Below are 24516 nucleotides of genomic sequence, written 5' to 3'. Positions count from 1 at the left end.
AGTCTAGCACTGAAAAGAATTCAAATTCACTCCAACATTCAAATACAGGTGTGTATTAGAATGCACTGCGTCATTCCGAATCAGTCGCGTATGCCAATTGCATGAACGGCCGGCGCGTCTTCGCTGGCGGGCCGCTGCGGCTTGCCCTGTTCGTTCGCTGTCTCCAGTTGGGGTAATTGTGAAGCGTCCCGGTCTTCCCGCATCGTCCTCGATGCGTCCGCAGTCCCATCGGTATCGTCATCTCGCGCGCCTGCAGCGCGCCGCATTCGTGCTGGTTCTGGCCGGCGTAGTCACGCTGGCCGCGTGTTCGAAGAAGGAAGCCACGGCGCCTGAGCCGCGTCCGGTGGTGGCCGTCGCCGTGCATGCGGACGGCAGCGCCACGCAGGCGGCATCCTTGCCTGGCGAGGTGCAGGCGCGCTATTCGACGCCACTGTCGTTTCGCGTCGGCGGCAAGATCGTCGAGCGGCGCGTGCGTCTCGGCGATGTGGTGAAGAACGGGCAGATCGTCGCCCGCCTCGATCCGGCGGATCAACAGAAGAATGCGGCGAGCGCGCAGGCGCAACTTGCCGCCGCGCAGCACGCTCTCGTGTATGCGAAGCAGCAACTCGATCGCGATCAGGCGCAAGCCAAAGAAAACCTGATCGCGCCCGCGCAACTCGAACAGACCACCAATGCGTACGCATCCGCGCTCGCGCAGCGCGATCAGGCCGCGCAGCAGGCGGCGTTGTCGAAAGACCAGTTGCAATACACCACGCTCACCGCCGATCACGCCGGCGTGATTACCGCCGAACAGGCCGACACGGGCCAGAACGTTTCCGCGGGCCAGGCCGTCTACAACCTCGCGTGGAGCGGCGACATCGACGTGGTGTGCGACGTGCCGGAAAGCGCGCTCGCCGCGCTCTCGGTCGGGCAAACCGCCAACGTCACGCTCGCCGCGTTGCCGGGGCGCAAATTCACCGCGCGCGTGCGCGAACTGTCGCCCGCCGCCGATCCGCAAAGCCGCACCTATCGCGCCAAACTCACGCTCGGCAATCCCGGCCCGGACGTGCGCCTCGGCATGACCGCGGATATCGAACTCGCCGCGCCCGCGAACGCCTCGGCCAATCAGCACGGCTCGTTCACCGTGCCCGCCACCGCCCTGTTCCATGACGGCACGCAGCCCGCCGTTTGGATCGTGCGCGCCGCGGATAACGTGCTGGAACTGCGCCGCGTGACGGTCACGCGTTACAACGAACGCACCGTCGTGATCGGTCAAGGTCTCAAGGACGGCGAACGCGTCGTGCTGCAAGGCGTGCATACGGTGAGCGCCGGTGAAAAAGTCCGCGCGATCGCGCCGCTGCATCCCGAGGACTTCGCTTCATGAGCACCCCGCATGAAGAAGGACGCTTCAACCTGTCCGCATGGGCGTTGCGCCATCAGGCGCTGGTGGTTTTCCTGATCGCGCTCGCGACCGCCTTCGGCATCCTCGCCTATACGCGGCTCGCGCAGTCCGAAGACCCGCCCTTCACGTTCCGCGTGATGGTGATCCGCACCTTCTGGCCGGGCGCCACCGCGCGCCAGGTGCAGGAACAGGTGACGGACCGCATCGGCCGCAAATTGCAGGAGACGCCCGCCATCGATTTCGTGCGCAGCTACTCGCGCCCCGGCGAATCGCTGATGTTCTTCTCGATGAAGGACTCGGCGCCGGTCAAGGACGTGCCCGAGACCTGGTATCAGGTGCGCAAGAAAGTCGGCGATATTGCGTCGACGCTGCCGCAAGGCATACAAGGCCCGTTTTTCAACGACGAATTCGGCGACGTCTACACCAACATCTACACGCTCGAAGGCGACGGCTTCTCTCCCGCGCAACTGCACGACTACGCGGACCAGTTGCGCACGGTGCTGCTGCGCGTACCGGGCGTCGGCAAGGTCGATTATTTCGGCGATCCGGATCAGCACATCTACATCGAGATCGCCAACACGCAACTCACGCGCCTCGGCATCTCGCCGCAGCAACTCGGCCAGGCGATCAATTCGCAGAACAGCGTCTCGCAAGCCGGCACGCTGACCACGACCGACGACCGCGTATTCGTGCGCCCCACCGGCCAGTTCAAGGACGTCAACGCGCTCGCCGACACGCTGATCCGCATCAACAACCGCTCGTTCCGTCTCGGCGATATCGCCACGATCAAGCGCGGCTACGACGACCCCGTCGTCACGCAAATGCGCGCCGGCGGCAAGGCCGTGCTCGGCATCGGCGTGACGATGCAGCCGGGCGGCGACGTGATCCGTCTCGGCAAGGCGCTCGATCAGCAGATGGGGCAATTGCGAAAGGCGCTGCCCGCCGGCTTGCAACTGGTCGAAGTGTCGAGCATGCCGGACGCAGTCGCGCGTTCGGTCGACGACTTTCTCGAAGCCGTCGCCGAAGCGGTGGCGATCGTACTGGTGGTGAGTCTCGTGTCGCTCGGCGTGCGCACCGGCATGGTGGTCGTGATTTCGATCCCCGTGGTGCTCGCGGTGACCGCGCTATGCATGTATCTGTTCGACATCGGCTTGCATAAGGTGTCGCTCGGCACGCTGGTGCTCGCATTGGGACTGCTCGTCGACGACGCGATCATTGCCGTCGAGATGATGTCGGTGAAACTGGAGCAAGGCTGGAACCGCACGCGCGCCGCGGCCTATGCATACACCAGCACCGCGTTTCCGATGCTGACCGGCACGCTCGTCACCGTCGCCGGTTTTCTGCCGATTGCACTGGCCAAGTCGAGCACCGGCGAATACACGCGCTCGATTTTCGAAGTATCGGCGATCGCGCTGATCGCCTCGTGGCTCGCCGCGGTGGTGCTGATTCCGCTGCTTGGTTATCACCTGCTGCCCGAGCGCAAACGCGAGGCGCACGAAGCGCATCTGCCCGACGATCACGAGCACGACATCTACGACACGCGTTTCTACCGGCGCCTGCGCGGCTGGATCGGCTGGTGCATCGAGCGGCGCTTCGTCGTGCTGGCGATTACCGTCGCGCTGTTCGTGCTGGCGATGGCGGGTTTCACGCTGGTGCCGCAGCAGTTCTTCCCGAGTTCGGACCGTCCCGAGTTGCTGGTGGATGTACGCCTGCCCGAAGGCGCGTCGTTCGAAGCCACGCTACGGCAGGCACAGCGGCTCGAAAAAGCGCTGGTGGGCCGCCCGGAAATCGATCATACGGTCGACTTCGTCGGCACCGGCGCGCCGCGTTTCTATCTGCCGCTCGATCAGCAATTGCCGCAACCCAACTTCGCGCAGTTCGTGATCACCGCGAAGTCGGTGAAGGATCGCGAGAAACTCGCGCAATGGCTCGAACCGGAACTGCGCAACAACTTTCCGGCGATTCGCACGCGCCTGTCGCGCCTCGAAAATGGACCGCCGGTCGGCTATCCGGTGCAGTTCCGCGTGAGCGGCGACGATATCGCCACCGTGCGCTCGATCGCCGAGCGCGTCGCCGCGACCATGCGTTCCGACCACGGCACCAGCAACGTCCAGTTCGATTGGGACGAACCCGCCGAGCGTTCGGTGCGCTTCGAAGTCGATCAGAAAAAAGCGCGCGAACTCGGCGTCAGCTCCGACGACATTTCGAGCTTCCTCGCGATGACGCTCTCCGGCTACACCGTCACGCAGTATCGCGAACGCGACAAGCTGATCAGCGTCGACCTGCGCGCGCCGAAGGCCGAACGCGTCGATCCCGCGCAACTCGTCACGCTGGCGATGCCCACGCCGAACGGTCCCGTGCCGCTCGGCACGCTCGGCTATTTGCGCAACGACCTCGAATACGGCGTGATCTGGGAACGCGACCGGCAGCCGACCCTCACCGTGCAGTCGGACGTCGCGCCGGGCGCGCAAGGCATCGACGTCACGCATGCGGTGGACAAGGCGCTGGGCCCGATTCGCGCGACCCTGCCGGTCGGCTACCGGATCGAAATCGGCGGCTCGGTCGAGGAAAGCGGCAAAGGCCAGACCTCGATCAATGCGCAGATGCCGATCATGATCATCGCCGTGCTCACGCTCCTGATGATCCAGCTGCAAAGCTTCGCGCGCGTGCTGATGGTCGTGCTGACCGCGCCGCTCGGGCTGATCGGCGTGGTGCTCACGCTGCTGCTGTTCGGCCAGCCGTTCGGCTTTGTCGCGATGCTCGGCGTGATCGCGATGTTCGGCATCATCATGCGCAACTCGGTGATTCTGGTCGATCAGATCGAACAGGACATTGCGTCGGGACATAAGCGTTTCGATGCGATTGTCGGCGCGACCGTGCGGCGCTTCCGGCCGATCACGCTGACCGCGGCGGCCGCCGTGCTCGCGCTGATTCCGCTATTGCGCTCGAACTTCTTCGGCCCGATGGCGACCGCGCTGATGGGCGGGATTACGAGCGCCACCATCCTCACGCTGTTCTATCTGCCCGCGCTGTACGCCGTGTCGTTCCGCGTGCGTGCCGATGAGCGCGAGCCGCAGACGTCCGGCCCGAAGCATACGGGGAATTAAGCATGGCCACTTTCGTCTTCTCCCGATACGCGCGCAGCGCCGCCCTCGCCGGCATGGCATGCGCGCTCGCCGCCTGCTCGTTCGGGCCGAGCGGCGAGCCGCCCGCGATGCCGCAACCGGCCCACTACGGCGCACAGGCGCAGCCGACGCAAACCGTGCCCGCCCAGGGCGTCACCCAACAGTTCGTGGTCGGCGCGAAGCCGGTGCCCGAATGGTGGAAGCTGTATCAGTCGGACGCGCTGAACGCGCTTGTCGATGAAGGCCTGCGCAACAGTCCGACGCTCGCCGCGACCGACAAGAGCCTCGCCGCCGCGCGTGAGCAGTTGCGCGCGCAGATCGGCAGTTCGATGCTGCCGACCATCGACCTCGGCGGCCAGGCGACCCGCAATCGCGCGCTGGCGATTCCCGAGGCCGGACCGAACACGTTTCTCTACAACATCTTCGTCGGTCAATTGCAGGCGCACTATACGTTCGACCTGTTCGGCGCCGCGCGTCTGGCCGACGCGGCGCTCGCCGCGCGCGTCAACGTACAGGCGTATCAGTTCGACGCCGCGCGCCGCGCGCTCGCCGCCAACATCGTGACCGCCGCGATCACGAGCGCCGCGCTGCATGCGCAGATCGAGACAACCGAACGGCTCGTGACGATCGCCAACGATCAGGCGCGCGACACGCAGCGGCGCTATGCGCTCGGCGCGGTCTCGCATGCGAATCAGTTGAGCGCGCAACAGAGCGCGGCCAGTCTATCGGCGAGCTTGCCGGGTCTTAAGCAGCAATGGCTGAGCACACGTCACGCGCTGGCGGTGCTGCTCGGCCGGACGCCCGACGCGGCGCCTGAAGACGTGGAACTCGCGCAATTGCACGTGCCCGAACAGGTGCCGGTGGTGGTGCCGTCGGAACTGCTGCGCGCCCGTCCCGACATTCAGGCCGCCGACGCCGCGTTGAAGGCCGCGGCCGCCGACGTGGGGGTCGCTACGGCGCAGATGTTTCCGAGTCTGTCGCTGAGTGCGTCGATGGGACAAGGCGGCTTTAGCTGGCCAGTGGCGCTCTCCGGTGCTGGCGCGATCTGGAGCATCGGTGCATCGCTGTCGCAGCCGCTGTTTCATGGCGGCGCCCTGTTCGCGCAACGGCGCGCGGCTGTCGATACCTACGATGCCACGGTCTCGCAGTACAAACAGACGGTGTTGGCCGCGTTCCAGAACGTCGCCGACACGCTCGCCGCGCTCGAGCACGACTCGCAGGCGCTGGACGCGGCGAACATTGCCGCGCGCTCGGCGCAAGGCATCTTCGACGAAACCTCGGGGCGTTATCGGCTGGGTGCGTTGCCTATTGCGTCGGCGCGTTCAAGCGAACAGCAGTTCCGTAACGCACAGCTTGATGAGATCCATTATACGAGCGCGCGTCTGACGGACACGGCAGCGTTGTTTCAGGCGATGGGGAATCCGCCGGTGGAGTCGGCGGCGTCTGCGGCTTCGGCATCCGCGGTTCCGGCAGCTAACGCGGGCATCGCCGAATAGCTTAAACCTGGGATTCCGTAGGGATGGCCGCCGACTTATCCCCGCTTTTTGTTGATGAGCCTGTTGAAAACTATCTGACAAGAAGGCTAACTCATTGAACGGAAGGCGAATTGTGCGTGCGGTACGGAATGAACCAGCAGGCGTTGAGCGGTGGCTTTTTCACTGAACGAAGACCCTGGGATGCCTCAACGTTATCCCCAGTTTATGTTGACAGGGTTGTTGATAACTCTGGGGCTACAGGCTTAAGTGGTTGAAGCGAATGGGTTTGTTGCTTGCGGTGCCGGTGGATGCGGTGTTGAGCGCTTCGGGGGTGATGGGTGGCACTGCTGTTTATCCACAGTTTGTGTTGATAAGCCTGAGGAAAAATCACACCCTGTGATAAACAGCCCGCCGCATAAGGCTTTCCGGGCAGCGTGTGGGGAAAGTACCGTCCCCCGCGCGCCTCAAACATCCATTCCCCCCACGTTTCCCCACACGCTGCGGCACGGGGAAAACGGCCGCTCCCTGTAGAAAGAAACCAACTCTGCCGGTCTCTCGTTGATCAGCGCCGCTGTATCGCGGGATCAGCCGTACTGACCCGAACCTTCTAAGGTGAGTTATGTCCGGGCCAGACAGTTGTTATGCAGCGAGATCCAATAGTAAGGGCTGGCTAAGAATCAAACCCCCCATAGATGTGGCGAAGGTCCGCGCCGCCGACGCGGCTGTTACCGTCCACAATCATCAACCCATCGCCTGCTTCAGGATAATTGACCACCGGCTCGCCATCGAGACGATCAACTGAAAAAATGTCGAGAACGAATCCGTCCTCCGCCTCTTCAGTGACCACGTAGATAAGCACCGGGATGCCCTCATCAAGGCCGACAAGCTCATATCTTAGGGTGCGGCTGCGCCCTTCAGGCTTGAGAGCAGTACCCACATGACTGATCCTCAAACAATACGGTACGTTAACTTCGTGGACCGTACAACGCTCAAGTTGAGCTATCCAGCGACTTGATTGATCCGGATAAAGCGGCTTATTCACATCGAGAATGAACCCAAGCAGTCTGCGCTCGTGAGGCTCAGGTTTCGTTCCATATATGTATCCATCACGGTCATTGGCGCGGAGCTCGAATGGAACCAACCCGAACCGAGTTGCCCCCCATCTTATACGCAAGTCACATTGGCGCTCGCGTTCGTCCAGTTCCTGCTGTGGCCGGACAGTCTGGGCCTGCTCGATCCTGATCTTGTCTGGAACCAGCTTGTGCTGACCCGCTAAATCACGGTCGCACTGCGTTCACGACGCGCCTGTGATCAACGGCACTGAGCTTCAGGAACGCCCCGTCACTGATTGTTTGAGAGTCTTTCCCTCAGAGTTATTCCCCACAAAACCGCAGAATGGATGTTTGTAGGCTTTGTGCATGCGGGATCAATTTATCCACAGATTGTGTGCTCAAGTCCGTGGATAAGTATCTCCCCACAGCGCTCAACCCCACGCCATAAGGCATTGCGGGCCATGTGCGGGGAAATTGAGCATTCCCCACAGGCCGCAAAACATCGTTCCCCACGTTTCCCCACACGCTGCGGCGCGGGGAAACTGCCTTTCCCCTCGATTGGGGTGGCCTACATATTAGGCATGTGTCTTGTAAAACACTCAAGCTAACGGCGACCGCTCGCGGTCGCCACCAAGACAAGCGACTTGTTTAAAGCTAAGACAGATGAGTTGTCGATGCTGCGATGCACGTGGCATGGGGAACTACTCAGACATTCCCCTCAAAAAGCGTTCAGCAATTCGGTTATACCCACTAGATCCGAATCAGAAAGATGCATTACGGCGATGCTCATCGAAATTGTCTCTCTCGACCTGTCTGGCTAAACGCCTCAAAACGACAGATCCGTTAAATCGTGTCAGCCTCCCTGATAACCGCAATAGCGTGTGTGCTTTGTGCCGCCGCAGATGGCCCAGAAATTGAGATAGTCTCTGGCACCCTGCCGATCTATATAATTTGCCACTCCGCACATACCTCGAAAATCCTTCATGCGAGTCGCCGTCATCAGCGCCTATTACAAGGAACCGCTTCACGTTTTGCGACGATGCCACGAAAGCATCCTTGCACAGCAAGGTGACGTCATTCACTTTATGATCGCCGATGGATTCCCTGCCAGCGACGTTGATGGCTGGGAGCGCGTGATCCACATTAAAATTCCCAATCACGCTGACTATGGCGATACCCCTCGCGGCGTAGGTGCCGCTTGCGCGGCTTCCGATGGATTTGATGCGATCTGTTTTCTCGACGCGGACAACTGGTACGAGCCCAACCACGTCGAATCGATGCGCACAATAACCGAGATAACGGGTGCGCAGGTGGTTACGGCCACTCGAAGAATTTTCGCTGCAGACGGCCGCATGCTGGGCATCTGTCAGGAATCCAACGGACTCGATTTCAACGATACCAACTGCTACTTCCTTACGCGAACTGCCTTTCCCGCATGTGCAGCGTGGCTCTTCAAAGACTCGTCTGAAAGCATTGTCGGCGACAAGATATTCTGGAACGCCGTCCAAACTGGCGGCTACATGCGAGTCCACTCGACCGTACCAACCGTCAACTACGTGACCACGCTCGCATTTCACTACGAGATGTTTGGACAAATCCCACCCGACGACTCAAAGCTTATCGTACAGATGAAGGGTCACCAACATTTTCAGACAATCAGTTACGCGCAACTCAAAGCGATGAGACGCGAGGCCGACTGCTAACAAGGGCCGTATACATTCGAATTCTGCTTGCGATTGCGCATCACGGCCATCCGCCCGACCTCGGCGAATAGGGCAACGGGATACGATAATCCGAGCGGCAGTATAATACTGTGGTTGCGCGAAGGCGTGGTGGGTTTGGACGATCACAGCGATGCACGCGCCATGTGCTTCGGTACGCGCGTTCCCCACGGCGAGCGGTGATAGGGTTACTTTGCTTGGTGCTGACTGTCCTCTGTGGGTAGCCAAGGCACTCAACAGCGAGTGGTCCTCCCGCACTAATATGTTATTCAAGCTGCAAATGATGCCTGCACGCCGCACGCGCAGCTCGCGGCTTAACACCCGCTCATGTTCAGAATGAAAAGCCAGCTCCACAGGTTCCTCGCCTTCATGCTCTTTACACTCGGCAGGGGTCAACGAGCCTCGGACAAGTTACTGTTCTGACGATCGATATTGAGCCATTAACACCCCAAGCACGTCTGGAATCTATCGAATACTTTTTGTCTGTACAGCGTTCGCAAGCGGGGCAGGGAGCAATCCCTGCCCTTACGGGGTCACGGCATCAAGTCGGCCTCTTACTTACTCCTCTGATGGCTTGTCTAGCGGGTGCTGCGTAGCGACTAGATATTGTTTTAGTTCCGGCTGACCCAGCGCAATCAAACTGAGCACGGAACAGCCAAACCGGCGCGCGAACTCGTCGTCAAGTCTGAAGTCGAATTCATCAAGCAATATCGGCATCTCAATTGCACCGGCGACCAGGGAAGCACGCCTTGCGGGATCAACAGATTGCAGAATCAGCTGTTGACGGTCTTCGTCGTAGGTGACAACGATGGAACGCGGTGGAACATTAGTCATCAATAACCTCGACACTCTTGATAGTCTTGGAACGCGTTTTGTTTGCATAGTGCACGACCCCGCTTACCCCCCATGATTGTGCCCAAAGTATTGCAGTTCAGCATGTCTAGCTCGTACTTTCTATGGCAGTCGGCCTCTCGAAAGTCGTTATCCCCGTGACTTCCACACTTAACCATTCCCGCGTCCCCGCTTCCGGCTCCGAAGAGGGTGCTGTAAAGTATCGACCTCTTCGCCGAGCTTGTCAGATCCGGCACAAGCACTGGGTAAGGAACCTGCGCCTGATCGCTCAGCATCAGCTCAGTCGTCTCGCCCCATGTCGGAATCGAAGCGCTCAGTTCACTTCCAAATAGCTTCCCCGTCAGCTTGGCCTTCCAGCCCATGTAGCACTCAACGCACATGTCAGGAATGAAGGCCGGAGCATCCGACTGGAGTCCTGACAGGTTGGCGGGTGGCGCAACCGGGTCGTTCCCCAGTTCCCAGTTAGTGAGCCACATACCCAGTTCCGCATCACTGATCGGCTGCCACCAGGCACCGTTCGTTGAGACGCTCGCTGAACGCGAAGCCACCGTGCCGTCGGGCGCATACCGGTAGTTGACCGCCAGTACGCGGGCAAGCCCCCCGTTAGCGGTACTAGCTGGCTCGGTGTACTGGAAGGAAGATACGCGACCCAGTTGATCGTAAGCGATGCCCGCCTGGCCGCTGTTACCTGCTATTTGCGTCGCACGATTCGCAGCGTCACGACCAAGTGTTCGCATTGACCAACCAGAAACGGCATCCTGCGTCGTTGCGATGTTCCCACGCATGTCATACGTGTAGGTCCAGTCTTCAGTCTTCGTGCCATTTCGGACTACGGTGGCAGAAAGAATACGGTTTGCCTGGTCGTAGCGCGCCCCGACTGTCATCTGACTGCCTGTCCCAACCGCCTGCATTCCTAATTCGCCCGTCAGGTCGGTCGTCTGCCACTCTGCGTAGCCAGTGACGTTGCCTCCCGTGTCGTAGACGAACGCCCTGACCTTGCCCGGTGTTGCGACCAGATGTGGGCGCAACGAGATGCTGTCACTGTATTCAATCGTCGTTACTGTCTTGTTGCCCGCGACGGTTGCAATTGCTTTCGTTGGCCGGTTGGCGCCGTCCCACGTGTACTGAGTATTTCCATCTGGGGTAACTTTTTGCTTCAGGTTCCCTGACATATCCCACGTGCGTGACACCGTGCCTCCAGGTGTGACGATTGAGCCAGGACGCGACGTGTCTCCAACATTGAAGGAGTACGTGCTGTTGCCGGACATGTTGCTGACGGTGGTTATGCCAGAGCCATAGCTTAGTGAAACATTACGTGTCGTGTCAGGATGAGTGACCGAGATTGCACGTCCACTGGAATCGTAGGTCCATGTTGCAACCCGCGAACCGGATTGATCCTTTATACCAGTCAATGCGTTTGGAAAGCGGGCGTCCTCGTACAAGTACTGGCGCACATAGCCGTCTGACTGGGTTTCCGAAGCAAGATTGCCTTTTCCGTCGTAAGCGTAAGACGTTGGATTACCCAAAGGATTTACCAACATCACGATGCGGTCGTTATTATCGTACTCCACGCGAATCGACGTCGCAGCTACCGAAGTCAGGTTATCGACTGGCCATTGGGTGATCACTGACAGCCGCTGCTTGCCGTCATAGAAAACTTTACGGATCACACCTGTGCGGGTCGTCTCAGAATAAATCTTACCGGTGCTATCCGAGTAGGCCTCTGTCGTACCAAGCCGTTCATCTTTGAGGTAGAAATATCCGTCGCCAGCTTTCGTCAGGGAAAGACCCGACGTTCCCGGCACCGCCCACGCTCCGCTAACCCACTTGAATATCAGAGGCTGCCCGTTACTCCGGTAAGCAGCGATCTTCGGCGTGCTCGCATTGACCGAGGTCAGATCAAGTCTTCTTTGCCAGTTGCTGAACCAGAAGCCCCCCATCGCTGCCTGTCCTTTGTCGAACGGCTTCGAAAGGTAGCTACGACTGAATACGAGCGGCGACGTGTCACCACTTGCAAAGTCGGTTTCGGAGAGCGTGACAATCCCATTTGCCGGAAACACCGGGTCTGCCACCGGGCAGGTATCGTCAGGAGGGGTTTGGGTTGAGTTGCACCACTGATCAATCAAGGCGAAGTCATTGATGCACGCATAGTTGCCCATCCCGCCGGGCGTATTGCTGGTGACATCCAGCTTGCAGGTCTTGGAGCCCGGCGTTGCGCCGGACTTTGCGTAAAGCGTGAAGCAATCGTCCGCGTTGGCTCCGAACGCCATGCTGAGCAGCATGAATGCAGCCAACAGGCGTGCTGTCATTCCCACAGGGTTCTCGGTAATTCTCTTTCTTTTCATAGTTATCCCAGTTGGTTGTACTTGGTTAATTCCCAAGCACCCTATAGGGACCGAAGTGAACAGAAAATCCGACAATTCCTAAAATTACACCTGCTTTGCGCAAGGGCATGTTGACTTCCGTCCACACCTACACGTAACGCAGAAAAACAACCCGGCAACTGTCATCCGTCTGTCAGACGCAACACATGGAACAGGGCATTTCCGGTGACTACGAATGGAAGCGCACTGACACGAGACTAGAGAGAAGGAAAAAGACGGGGTGCCGTGAAAGCCACCCCTGAATGAGAGTGACGGCACTGGGGAAGTACCGCTTCCATATAGTAGTGCGAACTTCAGTCCCGATAAACAGATGCACTTCGCATCGTCATGTCACTTGCCGCACCGCCCTCAGTTCGATGTACTTTTCCGCGTCCCGTTGTCGCCAAAGTATGCGCGCATTAGTGATAGGCCCCGCAGAAACGACTCCCTCGCGGGCGCCGGGAAATCACAGGGTGTGATTTTTTCAGGGCTTCCCTCCTGCCTTATACCACCGCCCGCCGCCTTCATCATCGTCCTGCGCGAGCGCACGCTGCGCCTCGGTACGGGCGATCCCCTTGCCACACTCGGCCCAGCGCTGCAGGCTGTGGCGAATCTCCATGATCTGCATGGCCATGGCATGACCCTCACGCACGGCGGCAATCGCTGCGCTGCGCGTGGTGTCGGGTGGTTTTGTATCGAGCACCCGGAGGGTGCCCACCTGGGGCAGCAGATGCAGTTCGAACATGCGGCGGACCTGCTGCGCGCCCTGTGGCGTGTTGTCAATCATCGCCTCGGGATGCCAGTCCTCGAACATCGCGTGCACGGTCAACTGCTGCTCGGCCTGCTCACGCTGCTGTTCGGCCAGTTCCTGCTGTTGCTCAAGCTGGGCCTGTTCAATCTGTATCTTCTGCGCGACGGCCTTTTTCTGGCCGGCCGGATCGCCGTCACGCTCGACACGCAGCTTCGTTTCCTCGAAGTTTGCACGGATCGCATCGAGCGCGATTTTCGGCCACGCACCCAGCGGCATCTCACGCGGCTCGCCCTGAAAACGGTAGCGATAGCGGAAGTGAACGCTGATGCCTTTCGTGCCTGCATAGACCTTGCCGGACAGGCCGGTGCCATCGTTCAGGATGCGGCCATGATCGGCTGCGTTGAGCTTCAGGAGCATCCCTTCGCGAATGGTTTGCGAACGATTTTCCCCCACGATATTCCCCACAAAACAGATGTCACGGTCGGATTCTAGCCAGCGCCGAATCCAACATGTAAACATCTAACCTGTTGAACTTAAACAGAACAGATGTTTGTGGGTGTGTTGCGTTGCGGGAAAAACTTTTCCACAGCTTTTGTTGACAGCCCTGTTGATAACGCAGGAGATCCCACCTAAGTGCTTGCCCGCGCAGCACATTCATCTCCAGATGCGTTTAGCGCCGCCCCGCATCAATAAACACTCGCCTCCCCCGCGGGCCGATTCTTGAACCGCTTATGCACCCAATAATATTGATCAGGAATCCGCCTCACCTGCGTCTCGAGAAACTCGGTGATACGCCGCGCGTCGACGGCCACATCATCGGACGGAAAATCGCTTAGCGCTTCGAAGATGTTCAGCTTGTAGCCGCGATAGTCCGGCAGCACTTCCGTCACGAACGGCACCACCCGCGCATTCGCCGCGCGCGCCATCCGCGAGACGGAGGTGAGCGTGCAGGCCGGCACGCCGAAGAACGGCACGAACACCGAATCGCGCAGTCCGAAGTCCATGTCCGCAGCCAGCATCACCGGCTTGCCGTCGCGCAGCGTGCGCAACGCGCGCCGCACGCTATCGCTGCGCGGAATCATCTCCGTGCCGAAACGGCCGCGCTGCCGCTTGGCCATCGCATCGAGCAGCAGATTCGACATCGGCGTATAGAGCGATGCAACCGGATGCCGCGTCGAATACATCATGCAGCCCGCCTCGATACCGACGAAATGGAAGCCGACAAAAATCGTCGGCTGCCCTGCCATGTCGGATAGATCGATCGCGCTCTCCACTTCGACGAGGCGCGCCAGCGCCCGCGCATTGCCGAACCATTGCGGCCCGCGCTCGACATAGCTGCGGATCACATGACAAAAATGCGCGCGCGCCAGACGTTCGCGCGCCTCGTCGCTCATGTCCGGGAAACACAGCTTCAGATTGGTATGCACGACGCGCCGGCGCGTGCTGGGAATCCGGTACAGCAAGGCGCCGATACCGGTGCCGATTCGCGCGACGACGCTGTACGGCAAAAAGGCAAACGCGCGCAGCAGACCTGTCATCAGACAGATCAGGATTCGACTTTTCACAAGGCGGGACCCGGTGGATGCTGGATGGCAAACACGCCGGCCGCGGCAACTCTACATTGCCAGCGGACGAAGTGACAGGCGCGCGCGTCATACCGGATCTCGCGCGGCGCGGGGGTTCGAGAATGGACGTCTCGCTCGCGGCGAGACGCGATGGTGCCGGAGACCGAAACCGTTTAGGGATCAGGCGTCCTTGAGGACCCTTGAGAAAAGCACCGTCGGCGTGATTAAAACACACCGCGCGTGCCGGACACACATTCCGCTTGTCGCACCCCCCGACTAACGGCGCGAAAGCCTCGCCGGGCGGCGTTTTCCTGTTCTTTCAAAAACTTGCCTGCGTGCGCGGCCGCAAGATTCAAACGGTCCGCACACGCCGGCCGCGCTCCAGGGGAATCCCCTTGGAGAACAATCACGGCTTGTTCGATTCAAACAGATCCATGATCTGCTTCTTCTCGTTCGACGAGACACTCGGTGGCGGCACCGCCGGCGGCGTCATGCCCGCAGGGCCGACGCCACCGACCGCATCGCTCACACCAGCGGTCGGATTCGCCGAGTCCAGACCGATGCTGGCGACGAAGCCATTGCCCGGCGTCATGTCCGTATAGAACAGTTCGCCGTCGACTGAAGTCACGCCGTCCGGTTGCGCCGGCTCGCCTTGCGGCACCCCGCGCAACGCGCGCTGCATGTATTCCACCCAGATCGGCAACGCCAGTTGCGCGCCGAATTCGCGGCTGCCGAGGCTCTTCGGCTGGTCGTAACCCATCCACGCCACCGCCACGAGCGACTGCTGATAACCGGCGAACCAGCCGTCCTTCGCGTCGTTGGTCGTGCCCGTCTTGCCCTGCAAGTCGGTACGATGCAGCGCGTTGGTGCCCGCGCCCGTGCCGGCCGTTGCCACCGAATGCAGCAGACTGTTCATGATGTATGCGTTACGCGGTTCCAGCGTACGCGGCGCGTCGCGCCCGGCCGTCAGCGGTTGCGCCTTGGAGAGCGGCTGGCCGCGCGCGTCCGTCACCTCGTTGATCAGATACGGATTGATCCGGAAGCCGCCGTTCGCGAACACCGAATACGCACCCGCCGACTGCAACGGCGTGACGAGGCCCGCACCGAGCGCCATCGGCAGATACGGCGGGGTCTTGTCGGCGTCGAAACCGAAACGCTGCGTGACGAAGTCTTGCGCATACTTGGTGCCGATGAACGACAGAATGCGGATCGACACGAGGTTCTTCGACTTCTGCAGCGCGAGGCGCAGCGGCATCGGACCGTCCGGCTGATCGTCGTCCTTCGGCTCCCACGCGTCGCCGCCCGGCGTGCTCGACGGGAAATACAATGGCGCGTCGTTGATGATCGTGGCCGGTCCGAGACCCTTGTCGAGCGCGGCCGAATAGATGAACGGCTTGAAGCTCGAACCCGGCTGACGCCACGCCTGCGTGACGTGGTTGAACTTGTTCTTGTTGAAGTCGAAGCCGCCCACCAGCGCGCGAATCGCGCCGTCCTGCGGCGTGAGCGACACCAGCGCGCCTTCCACTTGCGGCAGTTGCGTGATCTGCCAGTTGCCCTTGTCGTCCGCGATAAGGCGCACGATCGAGCCGACCTTGATCTTCGTGGCGGCCGTGGCGCGCGCACTCAACGCGGCGGCGGCGAAACGCAGACCGTCGCCGCTGATCGTGACCTGCGTGCCGTCCACGAGTTGCGCCTTGACCTGCTTCGGAGCCGCGTCCGTCACCACGGCGGCGATGATCTCGCCGTTGTCGGGGTGATCGGTGAGCGCGTCGTCGATCGTCTGATCGCGGTCGTCGCCCGGCGCGGGCAGTTGCACGAAACCTTCGGGCCCGCGATAGCCATGGCGCCGCTCGTAATCCATCACGCCCTTGCGCACCGCGCGATAAGCGGCGTCCTGGTCGGCGGAGTCGATCGTGGTGGTGACGTTCAGGCCGCGCGTGTAGGTTTCGTCCTTGTACTGCGCGTACATCATCTGCCGGACCATTTCGGCGATGTACTCAGCGTGCACGCTATATTCGTTGCCCGGATTCTTGGTGTGAATCTCTTCCTTCACGGCCTGATCGTACTGATCCTGGCTGATGTATCTGAGTTCGAGCATGCGCCGCAGAATGTACTCCTGACGGATCTTCGCGCGCTTCGGATTGACCACCGGGTTATACGCGGACGGCGCCTTCGGCAAGCCGGCCAGCATCGCCGATTCCGCCAGCGTGATGTCTTTCAGATCCTTGCCGAAGTACACGCGCGCGGCCGCGGCGAAACCATAGGCGCGTTCGCCCAGATAGATCTGGTTCATGTACAGCTCGAGAATCTGATCCTTGGTCAGCGCGCGCTCGATCTTGTACGCGAGCAGCATTTCGTAGATCTTGCGCGTGTAGGTCTTCTCGCTGGAGAGGAAGAAGTTGCGCGCCACCTGCATGGTGATCGTGCTCGCGCCCTGCGAGGCGCCGCCATGCGAGAGGTCGGAGACGCCCGCCCGCAGAATGCCGATGAAGTCGACGCCGCCGTGCTCGTAGAAGCGATAGTCTTCGATCGCGAGCACCGCTTTCTTCATCTGATCGGGAATGTCCTGGAAGCGCACGAGCGAGCGCCGCTCCTCGCCGAACTCGCCGATCAGCACGTGGTCCGCCGTATAGACCCGCAGCGGCACCTTCGGACGATAGTCGGTCAGCGCGTCGAGCGACGGCAGTTGCGGCCCCATCACCACCAGCGCATAGCCGACGATCAGCGCGCCCACCACCGCGATGGTCGCGAGCAGGCTGGCGAACCAGATGGCGAGGGTCGCGCCGAGTGAACGGCGGCCGGCCTCGGCATCGCGCGAAGCTGCATTGCGTCCTGGAGTGCGTTGGTAGGAGTCCCGGTCTTCACCAGACGGAGAATTGGATGAATGCGGTCGTTTGATGATTGGCATGACTGGAATAGTGGGCGCATGACTGAACGCCTTTCTGCACGCGCTTATGGCGCGCACATGGATCGTGATCGAGGATCGTAGCCTGAGGCGCAAACCACCGCGCGGCCCTTTTGCCCCCGGCCGGCCGCACGGCGCGCCCGGATCGAGTCCGGCGCAACGTAACAGCGCATTTTAAAAGAAATCACGCGCGGTCCAAGTTAGTTTTTTTGTAAGAATTCCCTTCGCGCGAAAGGAGTCTGTAGTTTCGGGTGGTCCTACGAGCGCTTTTCCGCGCGCCTGGAGTTATTCACAGAAAATGTTGAAAGGCCTGTGGACAAGCCGCCTGCAAACGCTACAACTCGTTGATGTCACGGGATTTTCATGTCGCGCCCGTTCCGCATCGGGGCAACTCGTCATATGATGGACTCGGCGCGCGCTAACACGTGCTCGCGCCGCGGCATCCGCCAAATGCCCGCTTTGAACCGCCCATGCCAACAAGTATGCGAGCCGACTATGAATAAGCCCAGCGAACGCATCGTCGTATTCGTCACGACCGCGCAGAAACGCGCGATCACCACCACCGCCGAGAATATGGGCATCAGCGTCAGCGAACTGATGCGGCGCGCGGTCCTGAGTTTCGGCGCGACCAGTGAACAGGTGAAAGCGGCCAGCATCGTCGATCGCTTGCGCGCGCCCCGCGCGCCGGATGCGCTCAATGCAGCGCTGCAACGGGTCGCGCGCGGCACTCGGCATGCGCGCGCCGCGTTGCCGGCGGCTTTGCAAACGCTTGGCGACAGCGTTACCGGCGCCTCCATGGATGACGCGGCGGGGGCCAACGCGCCTGCGCCGGGCGCATTGACGGGTGCATTACCGGGCACAGTATCCGGGCAGGCAGAGCCCGCGCCGTTGTTACCCGCGGGTCTCGCCGCCGCCCTCGCCGCCGGCATCGACGAGGAAGCCGCGGCAACCGCTGAAGCCGTCGCGCGCGTGGCAGCGGCCGAAGCGGCATCGGCGGAAGGTTCGCCACTTCAGACGGATACGGAAGCGCAAATGCGCAGCGTGCTCAAACGCCCGCGCGTCGACACCCCGCGCGACGACGATGATCCGCTTGGCGATCCCAGCACGAAAGGCGGCCGTTTCGCGTAACGAGCTTGTGCGATGCACATCGAGCGATGCGCGTCGACACGTTGCATATCGTTACATCGGCGCCATTCAAAATGCGCGAGCTTTCGGCATTGCAAGCTCGGTATTCATCCAGCGATTAGAGGCGGCTGCTGCGCATTGAAAATACGCTCGGCTTGCACGTCTTTAATGTCGTTGAATGCACGGCTGCCAGACGTGTTCAGCCATGCTCACGTACGAGCAACAATAGACGCAAACCAGGCACACACGCACCGCGCCGATTCACGCCAGCGACACTTGCCGCGCGCAAAGTTGGCCAATTTGTCATCGCGCCCTTTAAGTCGGTTTTAAGAGAGCGCGTGGTGTAATATCCGCGAGCAGCTGAATGACGCGTCGCGCGATTTAACCTTTGAACTGTTTGCTGCGCGATACCCGAATCGAACAATTTACGTCGCCGCTATTGCAATCGGCGCGCGCGCCCCGAACTCCGGTCCGAACGTTGCGCAGCATCGCGTGCAGCGGCGTAAAGTAGCAGTTGAATGCAGTTAAGCGCGGGATTATTCAGCGCCGTTTACATTCTTTGGAGGTTTTCATGTCGCTTTTTGACAGCATTTCCCGCACGCTTAAAGGTCTCCTGAACGACGCAGCCGACTCCGTGCAAGATCCGTCGCGCGACTCGCGCCAGATCGTGCGCGAACTCGACGAGAGCATCGCCAAAGCCGAGAACTCGCTGATCGAGATTCAGGCGCAGGTGGCCACGCAGCAAAGCAAGCGCGATGTTGCCGCCGACAAGGCGAAGAAATACGAAGACGGCGCGAAGCGCGCGCTGCAATCCGGCGACGAAGCGCTCGCGCGCGAAGCCCTCGGCGCGCAAGCCACGGCCGAAGCCGAACGCGATGCGCTCGCCAAAGAGCTGACTACGCTGGAGCCGTCGGTGGCGCAGCTCAAGAGTCAGATCGAAGACATGCGCACGCGTCGCAACGACCTGAACGCCCGCTCGAACATTCTGCAAGCCAAGCAGCAGATCGCTCAGGCGAAAGACGTGGCGGCCACGGCATTGGGCGGCATCGGCGGCAAGAACCTGTCGGAAGATTTCCAGAAGCTCGAAGACAAGGTTGCGCTGTCGAATGCCCGTTCGGACGCCCGCCTGAATTCGGCCGACGTGAAGAGCGGCAAGGCGCTCGACGACAAGCTCGCGGATCTGAACCGCGGCCCGTCCGTCGAAGATCGTCTCGAAGCATTGAAGAAGCAGATCAATACGCCGGCCCAGTAATTGCGTCGGTAGCAGTACATACCGGCGGCCTTCGTGTGAGCCGCCGGAATCGACTGAAGGAGACGGGCGCAACGCGCCCGGTCCGTAAATGAAAAAATTTCTCGCAACCGCGTTTGCCTCACTGATGTTCGCGTCGGCCGCGGCGTTCGCAGTGCCCACCGTTCAGCAGATCGAATCGGCCATGTCGCAAGGCAACTGGCAACAGGCCGACGCCGGCCTGAGCGAAGTGCTGCAGGCGCATCCGAACAATGCGCGCGCACACTATCTGTATGCCCAGGTGCTCGACCGCGAGGGCCGTTCCGCCGACGCGCTTGCCCAGGTGCAGCAGGCCAAGACACTCGATCCGCAAATCCGCTTCACCGACCCGACCCGCTTCGCGCAGACCGAAGCGCGCATCCGCAAAGACGCGGAACGTGCAGGCGCCGCAGGTGGCAACACGACCAGCCGCGCGCCCAACCCGTTCGCGCAGCAGCAGACCGCGCCGTCCGTGCAGCAGCAGTCGGCCATCGCGCCGCAAGCGCCGCAACGGCATGGCCCTGGCATGGGCATGTGGATCGGCATTCTCGTCCTCGTCGGCGTGATCGCGCTGGTGCTGCGCTGGACCTTGCGGCGTGCCCGCGCGCAAGGCGATACGCGCGCCGACGACGAGCGCCGCGCGCAGCTCAAGCGCGCCACGGAGATGCTCAACACCGTGCGTTCGCTCAAGCTCGACGTGAAGCTCTCCACGGTGCAAGGTCATGAGGCGCTGGAGAAAGAAGTCGAAGCCACCGAAGACCAGTTGCGCGGCGTCGTCGAAACGCTGTCGAACAGCAAGAATCCGCTGCCGCCGTATCAGCTCGACGAACTCGAGCAACGGCTCGGCAGCATGCGCGCGCGCCTCGAGGGCCGGCCCGATCCGTATGCCGCCCCGCCCGCCAGCGCGCAGCAACAGTCGCCGTATGCGCAGGAAGCCGAACGTTTCGGCAATCCGCCGCAAGCGCCCTATCCGCAGCAAGGTCCGTATCAGCAACAGCCGCAGGTTATCGTGCAGCAAGGCGGCGGTGGTTTCGGCGGCGGCATGGGCGGTCTGCTGACCGGCGTGCTGCTCGGCGAAGCGTTGAATTCCGGACGTGAGCGCGTAGTGGAGCGCGACGTGATCGTCGACGACGAAGCGCGCCGTCGCGGCAACGACGGCGGCAATGGCGGCGGCCTCGACTTCGGCCAAGGCTCGAACGACTGGAACGACAACGGCGGCGGCGTCGATCTGGGCAGCAGCGACGACTCCGGCGGCTGGAACGACAACACCTGAGCTTCGCCGCGCGGCCGAAGTCGAATCAAGCCGCACAAGCATGCGTCACGGAAACAGGCTCCTTTACGGAGCCTGTTTCGTTATGACAATTCGTTTCTGAGCTTCACGCCCGTATCGGCATTAGTTCACTGACCGGCTCATGCTGCGCCAGCATCACCGAACCCGCGAACAGTCTGACAATGAAGCGCTCCGCATAAGCGATCAGCGCAGTGCGACGCGCGTCGCCTGCATCGATATACTCGGCTGACAGATGAAAAAGTTGCAGCACGATCTGCGTGCAGACTTCGTCGACGGTTTCACGCGAAAGTGTCGGCATCAATTCCAGTTGAACGACGTCGTCGGCCATTTCCGCCGACACTTCGTGCAGGTTCGCGCGCACGGCCTCGCGCAACGCCGGCGACGTACCATGATATTCGGCGAGCGCGCTCAGAAACGCCGCGCGGTTTTCCAGCGCGAACGCGAAGAACGCGACGCAGGCCCGACGCGGCACGCTGTGCGGTTCGTCGTGCGCGGCGAGCCAGCGCTCACGCCGCAGCATCGGCCGCAAACGGCGGCTCACCGACTCCACGGCTTCGCGCGCCAGATCGTCGAGCGTGTCGAAATGACGGTAGAAGGTGTTGGGATTGAGTCCGGCCTCGCGCGCCAGTTCGCGCAAACCCAGGCTCGTAAAACTGCGGCCGCTTGCCGTCAGCCGCAATGCGGCTTCGATCAGTTTGCGCTTGCCGGCCGGCAATTCCTGCCCGACGGCAACGCCGTGTTCGGCGGCGGCCGCCGCGTCCGGTACGGATGTCATGTGTTTTCAATCGATGCGCGCTAAGCGCGTTTAATAGCCGTACTCTAAACGATCTTGACGCCAGGTGCACAGTTGTCTACCCTGCGCGTTATACCGCAGTAGACACATGTAGACGCCTGAAACTCGCCCCATGCCGGAGACCGCCGTGACGCCTGCCTCATCCGCCCCGCCTGCCGCGCCGCGCATCGCCATTGTCGGAGGCGGCTTTGCAGGCATCGGCATGGCGATTCGTCTGCAGCGAATGGGCATCACGTCGTTCACGATTTACGAGGCGGCCGGCGATATCGGCGGCACGTGGCGCGACAACACCTATCCCGGCGCGGCCTGCGACGTGCCCTCGCATCTCTATTCGTTTTCGTTCGAGCCCAATCCGGCGTGGTCGCGCGCATTCGGCGGCCAGGCGGAAATCTTCGCCTATCTGAAGCACTGCGCCCGCAAATACGATGTAGAGCGGTACGTGCGTTGCAATGCGCGCGTGGCCGCGGCGCGTTTCGACGAAGCGCGCCAGGTCTGGCATGTCGACATCGATGTGAACGGCGTGCGTGAAACCATCGAGGCCGATGTCGTGATCGCCGCAAGCGGTCCGCTGTCGCGCCCGGCCATGCCGCAGATCGCCGGGCTCGACCGCTTCGAAGGCAAACTGTTTCATTCGGCGCGCTGGGACCATGCGTATCCGCTCGAAGGCAAACGCGTCGCGGTGATCGGCACGGGCGCGAGCGCGGCCCAGTTCGTGCCGAAAATACAGCCGCGCGTCGCGCATCTCGATCTGTTCCAGCGCACCGCGCCGTGGGTCATGCCCAAGCCCGACAAACCGATCGACGCGCGCACCCGCTGGCTGTTCGAGCATCTGCCGTTCACGCAGCGCTTCATGCGCAGTGCGATCTACTGGCAGCTCGAATCGCGCGCCATCGCGTTCGTCGTCAAACCGGAACTGCTGAAGGTGCCGATGAAGTTCGGCCTGAGCTACCTCGAACGACGCGTCAAGGATCCGGAACTGCGCGCGAAGCTCACGCCGAACTACCGGTTCGGCTGCAAGCGCGTGGTGCTTTCGAGCGACTACTATCCCGCGCTCAGTCAGCCGAACGTCGACGTGGTGACGAGCGGCATCCGCGAGATCGTCGCCGACGGCATCGTGACCGACGACGGCGTGCATCGCCCCGCCGACGCCATCATTTGCGGCACGGGTTTCCAGGTCAACGACGTCGGCGCACCGTTCGAAGTGACCGGTCTCGATGGCGCGGATCTCAGCACCCAGTGGCTGCGCGACGGGCCGGAAGCGTACCTCGGTGTGAGCGTGGCGAACTTTCCGAACTTCTTCATGATCGTCGGCCCGAATACGGGCCTCGGCCACAACTCGCTGCTCTACATGATCGAGTCGCAAGTGCAATACATCGCCGATTGCCTGCGCGTACTGCGGCGCCGCAAGGCACGCACGATGAATCTGCGGCCCGACGTGCAGCGCGATTTCAACGCGCGTTTGCAGAAGGACATGCAGCGCTCGGTGTGGGCGAGCGGATGTCGTAGCTACTATCAGACCCGCAGCGGCAAAGTGACAGCGTTGTGGCCGGGCTTCAGCTTCAGCTTTCGCAAACGCACGCGCCGCGCGCGTCCGCACGACTACCGCTTCGCGCCCTGACGCCGTGAGCGGCGGCTGACAGCCCGGGAGAACACGACGCCGCCGATGCAATCCGATTCGAAGCCACGCGAACCAGAAATCGAACTACAAGGGAGACAACAAACATGGCAAGCATCGACACCACCACGCCCGCCTCGACATCCCCGCTGCCGCCGCGCTCGCTCGCCGCGCGCCTCGGCATCACCAGCGTGCCGCGCGACGCATTGCGCCGGCGCTATACGCAAAGCGGCTCCAGTTTCGTGAAGATCATGGGCGCCGACGTGCATTACGTCGACGAAGGCAGCGGCGACATCATCGTGATGATCCACGGCTTCGCGTCTTCGCTGCACACGTGGGATCGCGTCGCCGATGAACTCAAGCGCGAGCATCGCGTGATCCGCCTCGACCTGCCGCCGTTCGGCGTGACAGGACCGCTGCGCTCCAGCAGCGGCGCAATCGAAACGATGAATCTGCCGACCTATCGGCGCTTCATCGACACGTTCATGCAGGCGCTCGGCATCTCGCGCGCGACCTTCATGGGCAATTCGCTCGGCGGGCTGATTGCGTGGGACTACGCGGTGCGGCATCGCGATGCGGTTGAACGGCTCGTGCTGATCGATTCGGCGGGCTTTCCGATGAAACTGCCGATTTACATCGGCCTGTTCAACAGCGCGCTGGTGCGGGTCAGCTCGCCGTGGTGGCTGCCTGAAGTCATCGTCAAAAGCGCGGTGCGCAACGTGTATGGCGATCCGCGCAAGATCGATGCGGTGACGCTGCGGCGCTACGTCGAGTTCTTCCACGGCGAAGGCACGCGCACGGCGATCGGCAAGATGGTGCCCACGCTCGACTTCAAGGATGTCGACACCGACGTGCTGAAGACACTCGACGTGCCGACGCTCGTGCTATGGGGCGCGAAGGATCGCTGGATTCCGACTGCGCACGCCGCCGAATTCGCGAGCCGCATTCCGGGCGCGAAGTCGGTCATGTATCCGGGGCTCGGTCATATTCCGATGGAAGAAGCGCCCGAGCGCGTGATGGCCGATCTGCGCGCTTTTCTCGGCACGCGTGGCGCGCGCGTTCCGGTTGATGAAGGCACGCGTCGCGCGCCGGCCTGACCCGACGGCTTTCGTCCCCGCGATTCATTCGATCGATGCTTCGCGCGTGCTCGCGCGTGCATATGGCGCGCGCGAATCTTGCGCGCCCTTCCCTCGCGTCGCGTCGACGTGGTCAGCCGCCGCCCAGCAGACGCAACA

At 61.6% G+C, this 24516-nt stretch carries 16 protein-coding genes; 9 read left to right on the top strand and 7 right to left on the bottom strand.

Annotation, left to right across the window (positions count from 1 at the left end; all coding sequences use genetic code 11):
• Positions 1–211 precede the first annotated feature (211 nt).
• Genes PQR54_RS22890 through PQR54_RS22880 form a run of 3 tightly spaced genes read left to right on the top strand, consistent with a single transcriptional unit; the run spans position 212 to position 6002 of the window.
• On the top strand, positions 212–1363 hold the full coding sequence (locus PQR54_RS22890) for an efflux RND transporter periplasmic adaptor subunit (RefSeq protein WP_408249601.1): 1152 nt from the start codon (positions 212–214) through the stop codon (positions 1361–1363).
• Positions 1360–4488, top strand: coding sequence for an efflux RND transporter permease subunit (locus tag PQR54_RS22885; RefSeq protein ID WP_408249599.1), 3129 nt, complete (start codon positions 1360–1362; stop codon positions 4486–4488). The genes PQR54_RS22890 and PQR54_RS22885 overlap by 4 nt, the downstream gene beginning before the upstream one ends.
• 2 nt (positions 4489–4490) lie before the next feature.
• Positions 4491–6002 carry an efflux transporter outer membrane subunit gene (locus PQR54_RS22880; protein ID WP_408249597.1) on the top strand — a complete coding sequence of 504 codons (1512 nt, stop codon included), beginning with the start codon at positions 4491–4493 and terminating at the stop codon, positions 6000–6002.
• A gap of 649 nt (positions 6003–6651) precedes the next feature.
• Here PQR54_RS22880 and PQR54_RS22875 read toward each other — a convergent pair.
• Positions 6652–6918 (bottom strand): hypothetical protein, encoded by a 267-nt coding sequence (locus PQR54_RS22875; RefSeq protein WP_408249595.1) that lies wholly within the window; start codon positions 6916–6918, stop codon positions 6652–6654.
• A gap of 1098 nt (positions 6919–8016) precedes the next feature.
• Here PQR54_RS22875 and PQR54_RS22870 point away from each other — a divergent pair.
• Positions 8017–8736, top strand: a complete 720-nt coding sequence (locus tag PQR54_RS22870; RefSeq protein ID WP_408249593.1) for a glycosyltransferase — start codon at positions 8017–8019, stop codon at positions 8734–8736.
• A gap of 576 nt (positions 8737–9312) precedes the next feature.
• Here the strand turns inward: PQR54_RS22870 and PQR54_RS22865 are convergent.
• From PQR54_RS22865 to PQR54_RS22845, 5 genes are all read right to left on the bottom strand, one after another.
• Positions 9313–9588: a hypothetical protein gene (locus PQR54_RS22865; protein WP_408239697.1), complete on the bottom strand. Its 276-nt coding sequence runs from the start codon at positions 9586–9588 to the stop codon at positions 9313–9315.
• Positions 9588–11915 (bottom strand): DUF6531 domain-containing protein, encoded by a 2328-nt coding sequence (locus tag PQR54_RS22860; RefSeq protein WP_408249591.1) that lies wholly within the window; start codon positions 11913–11915, stop codon positions 9588–9590. Before PQR54_RS22860 ends, PQR54_RS22865 begins: the two co-directional genes overlap by 1 nt.
• A 538-nt stretch (positions 11916–12453) precedes the next feature.
• On the bottom strand, positions 12454–13137 hold the full coding sequence (locus PQR54_RS22855) for an Arm DNA-binding domain-containing protein (protein WP_408249589.1): 684 nt from the start codon (positions 13135–13137) through the stop codon (positions 12454–12456).
• A gap of 269 nt (positions 13138–13406) precedes the next feature.
• Positions 13407–14285: a lipid A biosynthesis lauroyl acyltransferase gene (locus PQR54_RS22850; RefSeq protein ID WP_408249587.1), complete on the bottom strand. Its 879-nt coding sequence runs from the start codon at positions 14283–14285 to the stop codon at positions 13407–13409.
• Between the two features lie 406 nt (positions 14286–14691).
• Positions 14692–17193 carry a penicillin-binding protein 1A gene (locus PQR54_RS22845; RefSeq protein WP_408249585.1) on the bottom strand — a complete coding sequence of 834 codons (2502 nt, stop codon included), beginning with the start codon at positions 17191–17193 and terminating at the stop codon, positions 14692–14694.
• 492 nt (positions 17194–17685) lie between these two features.
• On the opposite strand from PQR54_RS22845, the gene PQR54_RS22840 reads away from it, so the two are divergent.
• The 3 genes from PQR54_RS22840 to PQR54_RS22830 all read left to right on the top strand — a co-directional run bounded on the left by PQR54_RS22840 (position 17686) and on the right by PQR54_RS22830 (position 20855).
• The gene (locus PQR54_RS22840; protein WP_408249583.1) at positions 17686–18318 is read left to right on the top strand and encodes a hypothetical protein; all 633 of its coding nucleotides are present in this window, start codon (positions 17686–17688) and stop codon (positions 18316–18318) included.
• Positions 18319–18886: 568 nt separating this feature from the next.
• Entirely contained in the window at positions 18887–19567 is a 681-nt protein-coding gene (locus tag PQR54_RS22835) for a PspA/IM30 family protein (RefSeq protein ID WP_011488613.1), read from the top strand.
• An 88-nt stretch (positions 19568–19655) separates the two neighbouring features.
• Positions 19656–20855: a tetratricopeptide repeat protein gene (locus PQR54_RS22830; protein ID WP_408249581.1), complete on the top strand. Its 1200-nt coding sequence runs from the start codon at positions 19656–19658 to the stop codon at positions 20853–20855.
• A 103-nt stretch (positions 20856–20958) separates the two neighbouring features.
• Here PQR54_RS22830 and PQR54_RS22825 read toward each other — a convergent pair whose 3' ends face one another.
• Complete coding sequence (locus tag PQR54_RS22825) at positions 20959–21648, bottom strand: TetR family transcriptional regulator (RefSeq protein ID WP_408249579.1); 690 nt, start codon at positions 21646–21648, stop codon at positions 20959–20961.
• A gap of 145 nt (positions 21649–21793) precedes the next feature.
• On the opposite strand from PQR54_RS22825, the gene PQR54_RS22820 reads away from it, so the two are divergent.
• Complete coding sequence (locus PQR54_RS22820) at positions 21794–23284, top strand: flavin-containing monooxygenase (protein WP_408249577.1); 1491 nt, start codon at positions 21794–21796, stop codon at positions 23282–23284.
• A 104-nt stretch (positions 23285–23388) separates the two neighbouring features.
• A complete protein-coding gene (locus PQR54_RS22815; RefSeq protein ID WP_408249575.1) occupies positions 23389–24378 on the top strand; it encodes an alpha/beta fold hydrolase in 990 nt (329 codons plus the stop codon).
• The last annotated feature ends 138 nt before the right edge of the window (positions 24379–24516 follow it).

The organism is Paraburkholderia phytofirmans, from assembly GCF_046028095.1.
In the GTDB taxonomy this organism is placed as follows: Bacteria; Pseudomonadota; Gammaproteobacteria; order Burkholderiales; family Burkholderiaceae; genus Paraburkholderia; species Paraburkholderia phytofirmans_A.
This window is presented reverse-complemented; position numbering and strand designations above follow the sequence as displayed.